The organism is Serratia microhaemolytica (assembly GCF_004011885.1).
Classification (GTDB): domain Bacteria; phylum Pseudomonadota; class Gammaproteobacteria; order Enterobacterales; family Enterobacteriaceae; genus Serratia_G; species Serratia_G microhaemolytica.
The window spans coordinates 51,510-69,154 of record NZ_SBEF01000003.1 but is presented as its reverse complement, the minus strand read 5'-3'; the positions used below and the strand labels follow the sequence as shown (position 1 = coordinate 69,154).

At 47.7% G+C, this 17,645-nt stretch carries 17 protein-coding genes and 1 tRNA gene; 14 read left to right on the top strand and 4 right to left on the bottom strand.

The features are described from left to right. Positions 1–11 precede the first annotated feature (11 nt). From lptE to EOJ37_RS03090, 13 genes are all read left to right on the top strand, one after another. The gene (lptE, locus tag EOJ37_RS03150; RefSeq protein ID WP_127957725.1) at positions 12–581 is read left to right on the top strand and encodes an LPS assembly lipoprotein LptE; all 570 of its coding nucleotides are present in this window, start codon (positions 12–14) and stop codon (positions 579–581) included. Beyond that, positions 578–1,612, top strand: a complete 1,035-nt coding sequence (gene holA / locus EOJ37_RS03145) for a DNA polymerase III subunit delta (protein WP_127957723.1) — start codon at positions 578–580, stop codon at positions 1,610–1,612. Before lptE ends, holA begins: the two co-directional genes overlap by 4 nt. Next, on the top strand, positions 1,602–2,264 hold the full coding sequence (nadD, locus tag EOJ37_RS03140; protein WP_127957721.1) for a nicotinate-nucleotide adenylyltransferase: 663 nt from the start codon (positions 1,602–1,604) through the stop codon (positions 2,262–2,264). Before holA ends, nadD begins: the two co-directional genes overlap by 11 nt. Positions 2,265–2,417: 153 nt before the next feature. Further along, positions 2,418–2,735 (top strand): ribosome silencing factor, encoded by a 318-nt coding sequence (gene rsfS, locus EOJ37_RS03135; RefSeq protein ID WP_127957719.1) that lies wholly within the window; start codon positions 2,418–2,420, stop codon positions 2,733–2,735. A 3-nt stretch (positions 2,736–2,738) separates the two neighbouring features. After that, entirely contained in the window at positions 2,739–3,209 is a 471-nt protein-coding gene (rlmH, locus tag EOJ37_RS03130; RefSeq protein ID WP_127957717.1) for a 23S rRNA (pseudouridine(1915)-N(3))-methyltransferase RlmH, read from the top strand. Positions 3,210–3,467: 258 nt separating this feature from the next. Then, entirely contained in the window at positions 3,468–5,351 is a 1,884-nt protein-coding gene (mrdA, locus tag EOJ37_RS03125) for a peptidoglycan DD-transpeptidase MrdA (RefSeq protein ID WP_127957714.1), read from the top strand. Between the two features lie 7 nt (positions 5,352–5,358). Beyond that, positions 5,359–6,471 carry a peptidoglycan glycosyltransferase MrdB gene (mrdB, locus tag EOJ37_RS03120; protein WP_127957712.1) on the top strand — a complete coding sequence of 371 codons (1,113 nt, stop codon included), beginning with the start codon at positions 5,359–5,361 and terminating at the stop codon, positions 6,469–6,471. 13 nt (positions 6,472–6,484) lie between these two features. Beyond that, positions 6,485–7,552, top strand: a complete 1,068-nt coding sequence (rlpA, locus tag EOJ37_RS03115; RefSeq protein ID WP_127957710.1) for an endolytic peptidoglycan transglycosylase RlpA — start codon at positions 6,485–6,487, stop codon at positions 7,550–7,552. A gap of 289 nt (positions 7,553–7,841) precedes the next feature. Continuing rightward, positions 7,842–9,053: a D-alanyl-D-alanine carboxypeptidase DacA gene (gene dacA, locus EOJ37_RS03110; protein ID WP_127957708.1), complete on the top strand. Its 1,212-nt coding sequence runs from the start codon at positions 7,842–7,844 to the stop codon at positions 9,051–9,053. A gap of 254 nt (positions 9,054–9,307) precedes the next feature. Continuing rightward, a complete protein-coding gene (gene ybeD, locus EOJ37_RS03105) occupies positions 9,308–9,574 on the top strand; it encodes a DUF493 family protein YbeD (protein ID WP_127957706.1) in 267 nt (88 codons plus the stop codon). 144 nt (positions 9,575–9,718) lie between these two features. After that, on the top strand, positions 9,719–10,387 hold the full coding sequence (gene lipB / locus EOJ37_RS03100; protein WP_127957945.1) for a lipoyl(octanoyl) transferase LipB: 669 nt from the start codon (positions 9,719–9,721) through the stop codon (positions 10,385–10,387). Further along, positions 10,380–11,345, top strand: coding sequence for a lipoyl synthase (gene lipA, locus EOJ37_RS03095; protein WP_127957704.1), 966 nt, complete (start codon positions 10,380–10,382; stop codon positions 11,343–11,345). Before lipB ends, lipA begins: the two co-directional genes overlap by 8 nt. 534 nt (positions 11,346–11,879) lie before the next feature. Next, on the top strand, positions 11,880–12,539 hold the full coding sequence (locus tag EOJ37_RS03090) for an acyl-homoserine-lactone synthase (RefSeq protein WP_127957702.1): 660 nt from the start codon (positions 11,880–11,882) through the stop codon (positions 12,537–12,539). 243 nt (positions 12,540–12,782) lie between these two features. Here the strand turns inward: EOJ37_RS03090 and folD are convergent, their stop codons facing one another. Continuing rightward, entirely contained in the window at positions 12,783–13,649 is an 867-nt protein-coding gene (gene folD, locus EOJ37_RS03085; RefSeq protein WP_127957700.1) for a bifunctional methylenetetrahydrofolate dehydrogenase/methenyltetrahydrofolate cyclohydrolase FolD, read from the bottom strand. 470 nt (positions 13,650–14,119) lie between these two features. Here folD and EOJ37_RS03080 point away from each other — a divergent pair. Next, positions 14,120–14,196 (top strand) — tRNA-Arg (locus tag EOJ37_RS03080). Between the two features lie 247 nt (positions 14,197–14,443). Here EOJ37_RS03080 and envZ read toward each other — a convergent pair. The 3 genes from envZ to EOJ37_RS03065 all read right to left on the bottom strand — a co-directional run bounded on the left by envZ (position 14,444) and on the right by EOJ37_RS03065 (position 17,509). Continuing rightward, entirely contained in the window at positions 14,444–15,817 is a 1,374-nt protein-coding gene (gene envZ, locus EOJ37_RS03075; RefSeq protein WP_127957698.1) for a two-component system sensor histidine kinase EnvZ, read from the bottom strand. After that, positions 15,814–16,533, bottom strand: a complete 720-nt coding sequence (gene ompR / locus EOJ37_RS03070; RefSeq protein ID WP_127957695.1) for an osmolarity response regulator transcription factor OmpR — start codon at positions 16,531–16,533, stop codon at positions 15,814–15,816. Before ompR ends, envZ begins: the two co-directional genes overlap by 4 nt. A gap of 523 nt (positions 16,534–17,056) precedes the next feature. Continuing rightward, positions 17,057–17,509: an SgcJ/EcaC family oxidoreductase gene (locus EOJ37_RS03065; protein ID WP_127957694.1), complete on the bottom strand. Its 453-nt coding sequence runs from the start codon at positions 17,507–17,509 to the stop codon at positions 17,057–17,059. Positions 17,510–17,645: the final 136 nt, after the last annotated feature.

Genomic DNA, 17,645 nt, shown 5'->3' with positions numbered 1-17,645 from the left:
TGGGGGGTACCGTGCGACAGCATATTCTCACATTGTTACTCAGTTTAGCGGTGCTGGTCACCGCTGGCTGCGGTTTCCACCTGCGTAGCAATACCCAGATGCAGACAAAGCTCCATACACTCTATCTGGAAAGCTACGATCCGTTTGGGCCGCTTACCCGTGCCGTGCGCGAGCAGCTACGTCTTAACGGCAGCAACGTGGTGCCGTATGATGCTGCACGTCACGATATCCCAACATTGCGAATTGTCACCTCCTCATTGGGGCAAGATACCGTTTCAATCTTTCAGGATGGTAAAACGGCTGAATATCGCTTAACGCTCTCTGTCCAGGCTCAAGCACTGCTGCCTGGTGATGATCTCTATCCGATCTCAGTCACTGTCTCACGTGCCTTCTTTGATAACCCGCTCACCGCGCTGGCAAAGAACTCAGAACAAAACATCATCCTGCAAGAAATGCATCAACAGGCCGCACAACAGATCCTGTTGAAACTGCTTTCAGTATCAATGCAACCACAAGATCTGACACCCACTGCTAACGCCAGCCAACAGGCTGGCAGCACAGTGGATCTCAACACACCATGATCCGTCTCTATCCTGAACAGCTCGCCGCGCAGCTTAAAGAGGGGCTGCGCGCCTGCTACCTATTGGCGGGCAACGAACCTTTGTTGCTACAGGAGAGCCAGGATCTGATCCGCCATCATGCTGAACAGCAAGGTTTTACCGAACACCACAACATCACACTGGATCAGCAAACTGACTGGCCATCGATTTTTAGCCTATGCCAAACCTTGAGCTTGTTTGCCACACGGCAAACTCTGCTGTTACACCTGCCAGAGAGAGGAGTAACAGCCGCGATCAGCGAACAGTTCGTCAAATTGGCGGCAATGCTGCACCAGGATATTTTGCTGGTTCTACGCTCACCTCAACTGAACAAAACACAAGAAAACAGCGCTTGGGTCAAAGCGTTTGGCAGCAACGCCGTGCTAGTGACTTGTCAGGCTCCGGAACAAGCACACCTACCACGCTGGATCACCCAACGTGCCAAATCGATGCGCCTTGAGTTGGATCAAGCCGCCAATCAGCTACTGTGTTACTGCTATGAAGGCAATTTGCTGGCTCTGGCTCAAGTGCTAGAACGGCTGGCACTGCTCTATCCGGATGGTAAACTCACACTGCCTCGGGTTGAACAGGCGGTGAATGATGCCGCTCACTTTACCCCTTTTCACTGGCTGGATGCCCTACTGGCAGGGAAAAGCAAACGCGCCTGGCACATCCTGCAACAGTTGGCAAAAGAGGATGCCGAGCCTGCTATTTTGCTGCGTACACTACAACGTGAGTTGCTGCTGCTGCTGAACCTACAGCGCGCCATGGCCGACACGCCACTGCGTAATCTATTTGATCAACATAAAGTTTGGCAGAATCGCCGCCCGTTGCTGAGCGAAGCGCTACAACGACTCTCCAGGCGACAACTGCAACAGGCTGTCTCGCTGTTAGCCAGCATCGAGGTTGTACTGAAACAGGACTACGCACAATCAGTTTGGACAGAGCTAGAAGCTCTATCGATGCTGCTGTGCGGTAAACCATTAGCGACGAATTTTTCCAATGCACACTAAACCAGGCTCGCGGCATAAACTGCTCGCTCTCTTTGGTGGCACCTTCGACCCTATTCACTATGGTCACTTGCGCCCTGTCGAAGCGCTAGCACAAGAGATCGGTCTTGAGCGAGTCACACTGCTGCCCAATCACGTACCACCACACCGCCCACAACCGGAAGCCAATGCACAACAACGCCTAGCGATGGTACAGATCGCAATCGCTGAACACCCGCTGTTTACGGTCGACGATCGCGAGCTACACCGCATAACGCCCTCTTACACCATCGATACACTTGAAGAGCTCCGCCAGCAGCACGGAGCGGATACCCGCCTGGCATTTATTATCGGCCAAGACTCACTTCTGAGCTTGCACAAGTGGCATCGCTGGCAGGATCTACTTAACTACTGCCATCTGTTGGTACTCGCCCGCCCTGGCTATCAACAACAAATGGAAACCGTAGTCCTCCAACACTGGCTGGAGCAGCATCAAGTTCGAAGGCCTGTGGAGTTACACCGCCAATCTGCTGGTTATATCTACCTGGCTAACACACCGTTATGGGAGATTTCTGCCACCGAAATCCGTCAACGCCACCAACAGGGCATCAGTTGCGATGATCTGCTGCCACGTTCAGTGCAGCGCTATATCGAGTTACAGGGTTTATATCGATAGGGCACATGCTATACTGCGCCGATCTCAGCCGATGGCAAGCGCCAATCGCGCGTCTTGGGGCACGGTGTTGATACCGCCCCTAGGCTGGAGAACTGCGCGAGTCACCGCTCGCTTTCGTTGAGCCTTATACAACAGACCCACAGGGGGGAACCTTTGCAAGGTAAACAACTCCAAGACTTTATCATCGACAAAATTGATGATCTGAAAGGTCAAGATATCGTTGTACTGGATGTGCGTGGCAAATCCAGCATTACTGATTACATGATCATCTGCACCGGCACGTCCACCCGCCACGTTATGTCGATTGCCCAACATCTGGCACAAGAAGCACGTGCGGCCGGAATGGAACTACACAGTATGAAAGGCCAAGCCGCTTCTGATTGGATTGTGGTTGATCTAGGTGAAGCGATTGTGCATGTGATGCAGGAAGAGAGCCGCCAGTTGTATGAACTTGAAAAACTTTGGAATTAAGCAGTGAAGTTGCAGTTGGTCGCTGTCGGCACCAAAATGCCAGAGTGGGTGCAAACCGGTTTTGTTGATTATCTACAACGTTTTCCTAAAGAAATGCCACTGGAGTTGATTGAGATCCCGGCCGGTAAACGTGGCAAAAATGCCGACATCAAACGCATTCTGGAGAAAGAGGGCGAGCAGATGCTCGCTGCTGTAGCTAAAGGCAACCGCATTGTTAGCTTGGATATTCCCGGCACCCCCTGGCAAACACCACAACTGGCACAACAGCTAGAGCGTTGGAAACAGGATGGACGCAACGTTAGCCTGCTGATCGGTGGCCCAGAAGGGTTAGCGCCAGCCTGCAAGGCTGCGGCGGAACAGAGCTGGTCGCTCTCAGCACTGACTTTGCCGCACCCTTTGGTGCGCGTATTAGTCGCTGAAAGCCTCTACCGTGCCTGGAGTATTACCACCAACCATCCTTATCATCGGGAGTAGTGCTGGGCTGAAACAGTGCGCAATTAAATCATGCAACCCATTGACGATGAACATGATCAGTCAGTTGATTGCGGCTCACAGCTTCAGCATTATTACAGCAAATAGCCATAGATTTGCGCCTCAACCTAGGTTGAGGTCGTCAGGCCAATCGGTTCAATGCGACAATAGGGCAACTGACTGGTTAGAAAAATTCATCCACCTGTACAGTAAAATGCCGAAGATGACAGTAACAATAATAAAGAGAAATAAAGTAACGGGATGAAAAGAGAACGTACCCCTTTTCCCAATTATACTGCGGAGTCCGCGCTGTTTGCGCGTCGAGCCCTCGTGGCATTTTTAGCTATTCTGCTACTGACTGGCGTACTGATTGCCAACCTCTATCACCTGCAAATTGTGCGTTTTGAAGATTACCGCACCCGCTCAAATGAAAACCGTATCAAACTGGTGCCGATCGCTCCAAGCCGTGGCATTATCTACGATCGTAATGGCACACCACTGGCGCTCAACCGCACCATCTACCAGTTAGAAGTGGTGCCGGAAAAAGTCCGTGATCTTAAAGCAACCCTGCAAGAATTACGTAGCATCGTTGATCTCAATGACGATGATATCGCCAATTTTGAGAAAGAACGCAAACGTTCACGTCGTTTTGCTTCGATCCCGGTCAAAACAGCGCTGACTGAAGTACAAGTGGCGCGTTTTGCTGTCAACCAGTTTCGTTTTCCTGGTGCTGAAGTGAAAGGCTACCAGCGGCGTTATTACCCTTACGGTTCGGCGTTAACACACGTGATTGGTTATGTATCAAAAATTAATGATCGTGATATTGAACGCCTGGAAAAAGAGGGCAAGCTACAGGGCTACGCCGCCACCCACGATATTGGTAAACTCGGTATCGAACGTTTCTACGAAGATATTCTGCATGGCAAACCCGGCTATGAAGAAGTTGAAGTAAATAACCGTGGGCGGGTGATCCGCCAATTACATGAGCAGCCCCCTTCTGCCGGAAAAGATATTTATTTGACGCTGGATCTCAACCTACAGCGTTACATTGAGCAGCTATTAATTGGCACCCGTGCTGCTGTGATTGTCAGTGATCCACGTACTGGCGGTATTCTGGCAATGGTCTCTTACCCAAGCTACGATCCTAACCTGTTTGTTAACGGCATCTCGAATAAAGAATACCAGGCACTGCTTAACGATCCCGCTCGCCCATTGATCAACCGAGCCACTCAAGGTGTTTACCCACCAGCATCAACGGTTAAACCCTATATTGCGGTATCTGCGCTCAGTGTCGGCGTGATCACCAAAAACACTGTCATCTTTGATCCTGGTTGGTGGCAACTGCCGGCATCGGAAAAACGCTTTCGTGACTGGAAAAAGTGGGGGCACGGTCGGCTTAATGTAGTGAAAGCTCTGGAAGAGTCTGCTGACACCTTCTTCTACCAAGTCGCTTATGATATGGGTATCGATCGCCTATCGAACTGGCTCGGTAAATTTGGCTATGGCGAATACAGCGGGATCGACCTGGCTGAAGAACGCCCAGGCTTAATGCCAACACGTGAATGGAAACTAAAACGCTTTAAAAAGCCGTGGTACCAAGGTGACACCATCCCAGTCGGCATCGGACAAGGCTACTGGACTGCCACTCCAATACAGATGGCAAAAGCACTCAACACGCTGATCAATGATGGCAGTGTGAAAAAACCTCACCTGCTACAAAGCACGCGTATTGACGGTGAGTTAGTGCCATTCGAACAGAAAGAGCAGCAACAGATTGGTGACATCCACTCTGGGTTTTGGGAAATCGCCAAAGAAGGAATGTATGGCGTTGCCAACCGAGCAAATGGCACCGCACGTAAGTTCTTTGAGGGCACACCGTATAAAGCGGCTGCCAAATCAGGTACCGCACAAGTGTTCGGTTATGAAACTTATGATGCTAACAAGATTGCCGAACACTTACGTGATCACAAATTGATGACCGCCTTTGCGCCGTTTAAAAATCCAACGGTTGCGGTCACCATCATTCTGGAAAATGGTGGTGCAGACGCTTCTGCTGTCGGTGTGATCACCCGCCAGATCCTTGATCATATCCTGCTGGGTGAGAATAATAGTTCAGCAGCAACCGCAGGCAGTGAACATCAATAGGCAAACTATGACCGAAAATCAAAACAAGGGATCTATTTGGATCAAAATCCATCTTGACCCGATCTTTCTATTATTGATACTGGCGTTGCTGGCCTATAGTGCTCTGGTGATCTGGAGCGCCAGTGGGCAAAATGTTGCCATGATGGAACGTAAACTGACACAGATTTTTATCGGGCTGATCGCAATGGTTGTCATGGCTCAAATCCCACCACGGGTTTATGAAAACTGGTCGATCTATCTCTATATTCTCTGCATCATTCTACTTATTCTGGTCGACACATTTGGCCAGATCAGCAAAGGGGCACAACGCTGGCTCGATTTAGGTTTTGTGCGCTTTCAACCATCGGAAATCGCCAAAATTGCAGTGCCACTGATGGTCGCACGCTTTATGAATCGTGATACCTGTCCACCATCATTAAAAAATACTGGCATCGCTTTAGTGATTATATTTCTGCCCACGTTACTGGTGGCTGCACAACCCGATTTAGGCACCTCAATTTTAGTCGCTTCCTCTGGGTTGTTTGTGTTATTCCTAGCCGGAATGAGCTGGCGACTTATCGGTATTGCCACCATACTTCTGGCTGCTTTTATTCCTGTGTTATGGTTCTTCCTAATGCATGATTACCAGCGTGAACGCGTGATGACACTGCTAGACCCAGAAAGTGATCCACTCGGCGCTGGCTACCACATTATTCAATCAAAAATCGCGATCGGTTCCGGCGGCTTCCCTGGTAAAGGGTGGCTGCTTGGCACACAGTCGCAACTGGAGTTTCTGCCTGAAAGACATACTGATTTCATCTTCGCGGTGCTATCTGAAGAGTTAGGATTACTCGGAGTTCTGGTGTTATTAACGTTGTATCTACTGCTAATTGCACGTGGCTTAATTATTGCCGCACGTGCGCAAACGACCTTTGGCCGCGTCATGGTTGGGGGGCTAATGCTGATATTATTTGTCTATGTGTTTGTAAATATCGGTATGGTCAGTGGTATTCTACCGGTCGTCGGTGTGCCATTGCCCCTGGTCAGTTATGGCGGTTCAGCGTTAATTGTGCTGATGGCAGGGTTTGGCATTGTTATGTCGATCCATACACATCGCAAATTGTTATCTAAAAACTTATAAGAGGTGAATAATAATGCGTAAACAGTGGCTTTGGGGCAACACAATCGCGGTAGCGGTATTACTCTCCGCCTGTGGTGGCTCAACAACGCAATATATACCCGCTCCGCAAGCTGCGGATCAAACTGAGGCTAAAACAGCAGTAAAAACCAGCGTTGCGACTGCAGTCGGTGGTGTCACACCGCGTTATGAACCTTATAACGCAGATGCAATGCAAGATTATGCCGTGAATGGTAATGTTTACACCATCATCAAAGATCCTCAAAAATTCTCGCAAACCGGTTTAGCAATCTGGTACGGCGAAGGAGCAAGTGGTGATGTAACAGCAATCGGCGAAAAATTCGATCCCAATGCACTGATGGCAGCGCACCCAACACTACCACTGCCGAGTTATGTGCGTGTCACCAACCTGGCTAATGGTCGACAGTTAGTGGTTCGTGTGAATGATCGTGGCCCATATACCAACCAGCATATTATTGAACTGTCGAAAGCAGCAGCTGAACAGTTAAATCTGTCAGCCAAGAACGAAGTGCGAGTCGACTTTATCAAAGTATCAGCTGATGGCACGTTGAGCGGCCCAGGCAGCACTGGCACCAGCATCGCCCAGCAAAGCCAAAGCCAAAGCCAAAGCCAAAGCCAAAGCCAAAGCCAAAGCCAAAGCAGCAGTGTAACACCAGCAGCAACCTCAACTGCACCCACTACGACTGCAAGCACCAGCAGCACCGCACCACGTCGCGGTGGTTTCCTCGGCGCACCGACTCCACTGCCAGCTGGCGTGTTACAAGCACAAGAACCAACAACACCACCGGCAACAACAGCAACAGCACGCCCTACTGCAACCAGATCAGCAGATGTTCGTGGTAACTTTATGGTTCAGGTGGCTGCCGTCGATGATGCCAACAGTGCACAACGCATACAGCAAAAACTGAGTCAACAATTTGCTGTTCCTGGCAAAGTGATCCCGCATAACAACATCTTCCGTGTACGTTTGGGGCCATTCAGCAGCCGTCAGGAAGCCGAACAGTTGCAACAACGTCTGGCGCGTGAAGCACGTCAAGACTCTTTTGTCACACGCGTAGACTAATCAGCACAATATTGCTGTGGTGACCGGTGTGTGCTAACACACCGGTTTTCAGCAACTACGGTGATATCATACTGCTATATAATTGAAAAAAAGAAATAGTCTCAGACTTAATTGACCTGATGTTCTATGGTCAACCCATTGACTGACAAAAGCCTCACCTGTTTTATCCAGCGCCCTGAGCCAGCCAGTTAACCATGAACTCTCTCAATGCCTAATGCCGAACCGCGTAGCATCTGGTATAGTGAGCACCATTTTTAAATTTACCCAGATAGATGCTGTAGCTCTAATCATGAAACATGTAACTTCTTTTGGCCTGCTGAAGCGCTTTGCCTTCAGTACCTTCATCGCAATAAGCGCTACATCGTTTGCTTATGCTGACGATGTTAATATCAGAACCATGATCCCCGGTGTGCCGCAAATCGATGCCGAATCTTACATTCTCATTGACTACAACTCCGGCAAAGTGCTGGCTGAGTCGAATGCTGATACACGGCGCAATCCTGCCAGCCTAACCAAAATGATGACCAGCTACGTCATCGGTCAAGCGCTGAAATCAGGCAAAATTGGCCAGGATGACGTTGTTACTATCGGCAAAGATGCCTGGGCAGCAGGCAATCCCGAGTTAAAAGGCTCGTCACTGATGTTTCTGAAGCCTGGCGACAAGGTTCCAGTCTCTAAGTTAACACGTGGTATCAATCTACAATCAGGTAACGATGCCTGTGTTGCAATGGCTGATTACGTAGCCGGTAGCCAGGATGCTTTCGTTAATCTGATGAACATCTATGTGCAGCAACTCGGCTTACAAAATACCCATTTCAAAACTGTTCATGGCCTCGATGCCAAAGGGCAATTCAGCTCAGCACGTGATATGGCACTGCTCGGCCAAGCACTGATCCGTGATGTACCTGATGAGTATGCTATTTATAAAGAGAAAGAGTTTACCTTTAACAATATCCGCCAGTTAAATCGTAATGGGCTACTGTGGGATACCAGTTTGAACGTCGATGGGATTAAAACTGGCCACACTGAAGCTGCTGGCTATAACCTGGTTGCCTCAGCGACACAAGGTCAAATGCGTTTGATCTCTGCTGTTCTGGGTGGGCGCACCTATAAAGGGCGTGAAGCTGAGAGCAAAAAGCTGCTTACCTGGGGATTCCGCTTTTTTGAAACCGTGGCACCGTTGAAGGCTGACAAGGAATTTGCTTCCGCACCGGTATGGTTTGGTGATGCTGATCGCGTCGCACTGGGCGTGAATAGCGATGTTTATCTCACCATTCCTCGTGGTCGGGCGCAGGATCTAAAAGCCAGTTATGTCTTAAACATGCCTGAAATTAATGCGCCACTCTCCAAGCACCAAGTCGTCGGTACCATCAACTTTCAGCTCGATGGCAAGACGATCGATCAACGTCCATTGGTGGTGTTGAACGAGGTAAAAGAGGGGAGTTTCTTCAGCCGCATCATTGATTATATTCGTCTGATGTTCCATCGCTGGTTTGGCTAACACGATCACCGTTTAGCAGTGAGTGTGTTCACCTCATCCTCACTGCCAGACAGCCGTTTCTTTCTCTAAGTTTGCTCAATCAGCTTGTTCTGCCAGCACTATCGATTGCTGGTGGTTGAAATAGTGAACTTCGCCACCAGATAGCGTGTATTACCCCTACTATTACCCAGCATAAGTAGGGAAAGCCACCATATCGTCTACCGCGCTGACTGGTGAAGCCACCCCGTTATCGTACGCTACCTGGAGCACTGCAAATGCAACAAACGAAATTAAAAGAGTTACTCGAATTCCCCTGCTCTTTCACCTATAAAGTGATGGGATTAGCACAACCAGAGTTGGTTGAACAGGTAGTGGCAGTGGTACAACGCCATGCCCCTGGTGATTATCACCCTCAGGTTAAGCCCAGTAGCAAAGGGAATTATCATTCTGTATCCATTACCATTATCGCTACTGATATTGAGCTGGTGGAAACGCTATACCAAGAGTTAAGCGATATCGATATTGTACGGATGGTACTGTAACCTGATGTTCTGCATCGCTGTGGTCAGCAATCTTGTGTTATCGCTGACCCATACACTTAACGGTGTGAACTGTCGATCAGGGATTAATAGTGGTCGTCGCCTGATGTGACCGTTATAATCGCAGCACCTTTCTCTAACCTAACGATGACTCGTTTGCAACAGAACAACATCATTGTGCGGCAACTGGGGTTACAGCCGTATCAGCCTGTTTCCCGTGCTATGCACCATTTCACTGATAATCGAGATCAATTCACTACCGATGAGCTGTGGCTGGTTGAACATCTGCCCGTGTTTACCCAAGGGCAGGCCGGCAAGGCAGAGCATTTATTGATGCCCGGCGATATCCCCGTGCTACAGAGTGATCGCGGTGGTCAGGTAACTTACCACGGCCCTGGTCAACAAGTGCTGTATGTCCTGCTCGATCTTAAACGCCATAAAATCGGGGTGCGTCCGTTAGTGACTGCACTGGAACAGACAGTAATCAATACGTTATGCCACTTCAACATTGTGTCACAAGCACGCTCTGATGCCCCGGGCGTCTATGTTGGTGAGCAGAAAATTTGCTCACTTGGGCTGCGTATTCGCAAAGGCAATTCATTTCATGGTCTGGCGTTGAATGTTGCGATGGATCTTTCACCGTTTCAACGTATTAACCCTTGTGGTTATGCCGGAATGCAGATGACCCAAATCAGTACACTGGTACCTAACATCGGGATCGCAGATGTGCAACCGATCCTGATCCAGCAATTTGTTCACCTTCTCGGCTATCAAACAGTCGAGGCTCGCAACTGGAATCCACAAGATTATGAGTAAACCGATTCAGATGGAACGCGGTGTAAAATATCGCGATGCCGATAAAATGGCGCTGATCCCTGTCAAGAGCGTGGTCACAGAGCCGCAGGAAGTATTGCGTAAACCCGAGTGGATGAAGATTAAGCTGCCAGCAGATTCGACACGCATCCAAGGTATCAAGGCGGCGATGCGTAAAAATAATCTGCACTCGGTCTGTGAAGAAGCGTCTTGCCCCAATTTGGCCGAATGCTTTAACCACGGCACCGCCACTTTCATGATTTTGGGCGCCATTTGCACCCGCCGCTGCCCATTTTGTGATGTCGCACACGGCCGCCCAGTAGCACCTGATACCAATGAGCCAGAAAAACTGGCACAAACCATTGCTGATATGGCACTACGTTATGTGGTGATCACGTCAGTTGATCGTGATGATCTGCGCGATGGCGGTGCCCAACACTTTGCTGACTGCATCAGTGCAATACGCGCTAAAAATCCACAGATAAAAATCGAAACACTGGTACCCGACTTCCGTGGCCGGATGGATCGTGCGTTGGAGATCCTGTCGGCAACACCACCTGATGTATTTAATCACAATCTAGAAAATGTACCACGTCTCTATCGCCAAGTTCGTCCAGGAGCAGACTATGCCTGGTCACTGCAACTGTTAGCGCGTTTTAAACAGTCTCACCCGGATATTCCGACCAAATCGGGGTTGATGGTCGGTCTTGGTGAAACCAATGATGAAATTATTGCAGTAATGCATGATCTGCGTCGTCACGGTGTGACCATGTTAACACTGGGGCAATATTTACAGCCTAGCCGTCACCATTTACCGGTGCAGCGCTATGTCAGCCCAGCCGAGTTTGAAGAGATGAAACAAGAGGCTATCGCTATGGGCTTTACTCATGCTGCTTGTGGACCGTTTGTCCGATCCTCCTATCATGCAGACCTACAGGCAAAAGGAGTAGAGGTTAAATAAAGCAAAAATTTACCGTAAACATTAAAATAAAAATCTTAAAACTTTACGCTTTATAGTAAAATATATCGTTATTGCACCAATCATAATTGATGCAATAACGATTAAAATGATTTCAATTTATTTTAAATTGTTTCAAATTATTTCAATGACTATAAACTTCAATCAGTCACTCTCGAATTTTATCCGGAAAAAAGTAGCGCAATAAGCTATTACTTCTATAACAATACATCAATGAACACTTAACGAAATGATTTAAAATGATTTTTTAAATTATGTTTATGATGGTGTATCGCTACAGATAAACATGATTTTCTCTACTGAACGCCAATAACTCTTAAGAAAACCTTTGCGATTTAGGGGAAAAAACTGGTATCTTTGCTGCGCGTCACAAACTATGTGGCCTATTTTGTATTGGCAGATCAGGCAACTGTTTCATAGTTTCAGAACCAAGGAATTTACTACAGATTATCTCTTCCGAGTCAATTGCCTGTTGCACTTGGTATGCTAATTGAACTGTAGTGGGCGGGGTACATTATGTTAGAAATTATTAGTGTCAATCATGACTTTCTTTCTGAGAGAAAATCAGAAGAACTGTTTGCATTAAGAAAAGAAGTATTTAAAGATCGTCTGAATTGGTCAGTGAACTGTATTAATGGTTTGGAGTTCGATGAGTATGATGACCATAATGCAAATTATCTTTTTGGCATTATGGATGACACCGTAATTTGTGGTTCACGACTCATTGAAATGCAATACCCTAATATGATCGTTGGAACTTTTGCCTCTTGTTTTGAAAACTTTACCCTTCCCGAGGGTAACTACATTGAATCAAGCAGATTTTTTGTCGATAAAGCAAGAGCAAAAAAGATAAACCGTGAGAGATTCCCAATAAGTTTACTTATGTTTCTGGCCACAATTAATTACTCCAGAAATTTCAATTATGATGGAATATTAACTATTGTTAGTCATTCAATGTTCACAATTCTGGAGCGTTCTGGCTGGAAATTTACAGTCATATCGAAAGGTTTATCAGAAAAGAATGAAAGTATTTATCTATTAAATTTACCAAACGATGTTGAAAATCAAAATATTTTAATTGATGGGATAACCAAATATGCCCCAATTGAAAGATCTCAACTGAAGGAGTGGCCACTAATATGTTCGGTTGCAGCAGCCGAAGCTGTCATCAGCTAATCATGGCGTTTAACGGCTAGTGATGGTGTTTGGCTAATTCACGACAGATAAATCCCCAGAACAGTCATTGACCAACCTCTGGGGTAATCACTTATCTCAATACCGCGCTACCCCCAAACATCGCGCTAATGCACCACAGCAATCCTGTCTACTGACAACATCGTCGTGTCACATAGCGCCCATTTGCGCCACCATGCTGTTCTAGCTGTTCAGATCGAACGACTACCTCAACAAGTACCGCAATCAAACAGGTGTTGTATCGTGGTACTCCTCACACGCCTTCAAGGTATTCTCGATCAGTGTTGCCACCGTCATCGGTCCCACGCCTCCTGGCACTGGAGTAATATATGCTGCACGCTCACTGGCAGTGGCAAACTCAACATCGCCGACCACTTTGCCTGTTTCCAACCGATTGATCCCGACATCAATCACGATCGCTCCCCGTTTGATCCAGTCACCAGGAATAAAGTGTGGCTTGCCAACAGCAACAATCAATATATCAGCATTTTCAACATGATGGCGCAAATTTTTAGTGAAACGGTGCGTCACGGTAGTGGTGCAGCCTGCCAGCAGCAGTTCTAGACTCATTGGACGACCAACGATATTCGATGCTCCAACAACAACGGCATTCTGACCGTAAGTATCAACTTGGTAACGTTCAAGTAAGGTAATAATGCCATGCGGCGTACAGGGGCGTAGTCTGGGGGCGCGCTGACAGAGTCGACCGATGTTGTAAGGGTGAAAACCATCAACGTCTTTATCTGGATGAATACGCTCAAGCACTTTGATGTTATCAACGCCTATAGGTAGCGGCAGTTGTACCAGAATGCCATCTATCGAATTATCTGCATTTAAATTATCGATCAGTGCAAGTAGCTCCGCCTCTGTCGTAGAGTCCGGCAGATCATATGAGCGAGAAACAAAACCGACTTCTTCGCAAGCTTTACGTTTACTGGCAACATAAATCTGTGAAGCCGGATTTTCACCAACCAGGATAACTGCCAGCCCTGGAGCACGTCTACCAGCAGCCAATCGTTGTCTAACACGCTCGGCCACTTCGTTCCTGACCTGTTGCGCCACTGTTTTACCATCAATAATCTTTGCTGACATCAAAAAGAAAACCCATCGTGTATGAAGAAGCAGAAGTGCTGTTATTTTGTCAGAAGAAAGGGACTCTGTCAGGTGATGAATCAGCCGAAAACTACAGAGCGGTAAATAAATGTGCTACGTTTTATGATCAAAGAAAAACATCCACATGAAATAGCACAGCTTGCTCGCTGTTCTGCATGATCCAGAATAGGGAAATGGGCTGCTGTTGCGTCAACAGCTCCTAACAGAAGCGATACATTCAGCAATTGGTTTGTGCTAGCAATTGAGCAAAATTTTTTACTCGATAAAAAATGTTCACTCGATCGCCAGACAGTCAAAAGGCATTGACTCAAGGGCGTTCAGCCGTATAATCAGCATCCTCAGCGTGTTGTTCACTGGGATGCTGTGCGTTGAAATTAAGTCAATATTCAAGCAAGCATTGCTGAATTAAATGTTGTTCAGTGCAATATCGCACTCACTCTCCTCACTCTGCGCCCTTAGCTCAGCTGGATAGAGCAACGGCCTTCTAAGCCGTAGGTCACAGGTTCGAATCCTGTAGGGCGTGCCATTAGAAACAATAAGTTATACTATTCACCGACAGCCACACTTTCCAAAAGTGCCAGATTAGTGACATCGCACAAGCGCCGCCCTCACCTATCGTGTTCAATAACCTATTACTGACAGCAAGCATTGCCAGCAGCATCGCTCGCACGATTAACCACCAGCCAGAAGATGTTACCTAGTAAATAGGAAAACAAAGGGCGCACCCAAAGTGCGCCCAAGTCTAGCGTTGATAACCAGCAAAACGAAACTGTTCAACTCGGTTCTTTGTTAGGTTTAGGGCTGGTTGCCGCTACCTCTTTCTTCTCTATCGGCTGGATCAGGTAGACCCGAATGCGCAATCCACCACGTTCACTAGTACCGATCTCTAGCTCACCGGCATGGGCATCAATAATGCGCTGAACAATTGCCAGACCAAGACCCGTGCCGCTCGTGCTGCGTGCACTGTTACCTCGCACAAAAGGTTGCAGTAGATAATTGATTTCCTCAGTTTTAATACCAGGACCATCATCTTCCACTTGGAACCAGGCACGTGGAAAATCGCGACCACTACTCACCTTGATCCACCCATTGCCATAACGCGCTGCATTGGCAACCATGTTCACCGCAGCTCGCTTGATCGATAGCGGATGCGCCTCAACACGCAGTGGCCCTTCCATCAACGCGCCTTCAATTACCCTCTCATAACCACTCTCTGCCGCAATCACTTCCGCAAGGATGGTGTTAAGATCCATCAACTCTGTCGGCATCTCCTGCCCAGTACGCAGATAATCAATAAATTGTTCAATGATGGCATTGCAATCTTCAATATCGTTGTTGATCGACTCAGCCAGGTAGCCATCTGCGGTACTCATCATCTCAGTAGCCAATCGAATACGCGTCAACGGGGTGCGCAGATCATGGCTCACTCCGGCCATTAGCAGTGTGCGGTCATCAGCAAGCTGTTTCACGCCTGCCGCCATCTGGTTAAACGCACGGATCACCGAACGTACTTCAGAAGCTCCATATTCGCGTAATTGAGGCGGGATCCGCCCCTGCCCAACTTCCAAAGCAGCATGTTCCAGCTCTAGTAGCGGGCGGTTCTGAATACGAATAAACAGCCAAGCGCCACCAATCGCCAACAGCATAATTGCCAGGGTATAACGGAATAGCGGTGAAAAATCGCCCTGATGGATCTCTGTCAGAGGCACCCGCACCCAGATGTCCGGTTGCAGCCAGGTTTTTAACCAGACTACCGGATAATTTTTGGTGACTTCAATGCGAACATCAGTCGGTCCCCCTAGCTGCTGTTCCATCTGTTCACTGAGAAAGTGGTAGTGTTGTGCCCAACGTAAACCACTTTTTTGTGCAGCCGCATCGGTATAAAGAGAGATACCGAGTTCACGATAAATCTCACGACGAAAAGCAGCGGGCACTTCAAGCTGCGTTCCATCTTCCAACTGTAACCGGTCAGTCATCAGCATACGTACTTCGTAGGCTAATACCTTATTAAACTGCTGGAGACTCGGTAGAATGGCGAAATTAAGCAGCACCAAGTAAGTTGTCACCAAGCTCACAAACAGCAAGGTGACAATCATTAACAAAGTGCGAGCAAACGAGCTGCGTGGTGAGAAACGCAATCGTTTCATGCCTTACGGCCATCCGGTACAAAGACGTAGCCCAACCCCCAAACTGTCTGAATGTAACGTGGGTGGGCGGGATCTTCTTCGATCATCCGACGCAAACGGGAGATCTGCACGTCAATCGAACGCTCCATTGCGCTGTATTCACGCCCACGTGCCAAATTCATCAGTTTATCGCGAGAAAGTGGCTCTCGCGGATGACTAACCAACGCCTTCAACACAGCAAATTCGCCACTGGTTAATGGCATAGACTCATCTTCACGGAACATTTCCCGTGTGCCAAGGTTGAGTTTAAACTTACCAAACGCGATCACGGCTTCTTCTTGAGAAGGTGCTCCCGGTAGCTCATTCGCCTGCCGACGCAGCACTGCACGGATACGAGCTAACAGCTCACGTGGATTAAATGGTTTCGGAATGTAGTCATCAGCACCGATTTCCAAACCAACGATTCGATCAACTTCTTCACCCTTGGCAGTGACCATAATGATCGGCATTGGGCTACTCTGGCTACGCAAACGGCGACAAATAGATAACCCATCTTCTCCGGGCAACATCAGATCCAGCACCATCAAATGAAAAGATTCTCTCGTCAGGAAACGATCCATCTGCTCAGCATTGGCAACGCTACGAACCTGGAAACCCTGTTCAGTTAAATAACGCTCTAACAGCGCACGTAATCGCATATCATCATCGACGACCAGGATCTTATGATTTTCTTGCATTAGCTTACTCCCAAAGGCTGTATTGCCTGATTCGAGGTCATGCCTCGCCCTTAATATACCCGTCGCTCATCAAGAGGCAGCGGTGTTGGCCGCCTTACCTCTTTCTACCCTAAACGTACTCTCGAGTATACCCCATTTGCCAAAGCTACGGGTTGATAGCTGGTGCTACCTTCTTCCCCTAGGCTCATTTAGGTATACACCGCCCACGCTAGCGACTACATCGGCAATAGTCTTGTATTGTCAGAAAACTCATTATTACTAACAGTAGTTAATGGTATGCATGTTATAACTATTGTTACAAATCTTGTTTTTCAAACAAATAATAATGAGCTTTGCTTAAAAGCGTGTCACTACCAGCAAAAAATACCCCTCGGAGCATACCTAAACAGCAATTTTAGGCACAAAATAGCGTAACGACACACTCAACAGTTTAACTCAGATAAAAACAAAAAACGCCATCGGCAGATCAATAGGCACGATGACGTTTCAGTGTTGGGCGACAGCCCAGTGTGTGCAGCGTTAATCAGTGTTCAGGCATCACTGACGAATGGTGGGATGAAATCTTCCACTCACTGCCATCCCAAGCGTAAGTAAAGGTATAACGAGCAGAGACTTTTGATTGATCTTTAAAGACAAAAGAATATGTTCCTGTATCTATCGCCGTGTTACAACCAATACGAATAGTACGGCTGTCAATCTGACCAACCGGACTTTTTTCCAAGAAATGCTCAAAATAGTCAATCCGTTCAGCATCGGTTAACCTAACCTGATTAGAAACAGTCGGTAACAGAACTGCATCGCTAAGATAGTGTTGCGCAACCAGTACCGCATCACTTGTCATTAACGCACTGTTCCAGCGTTCAAACAGTGCTGCAATCTGCTGAGGAGTAGCATTAGCACAGCCGTGCGTTTCAGTTGCCAAAGAAGAGGCCGAAAACAACGTCAGAGGTATAACCAGAGATACAAATTCTTTCATAGTGATAGTAACTCCTAATAGTTAGCATTTACTCTGTTGCACTGCCGAGGTAGGATGAGGGCAAAGTAGAACATTTCTCAACCAATAAGATCAATTTTTAATCAAAAAGATCATTTTTTAATCAAAAAATCCCATT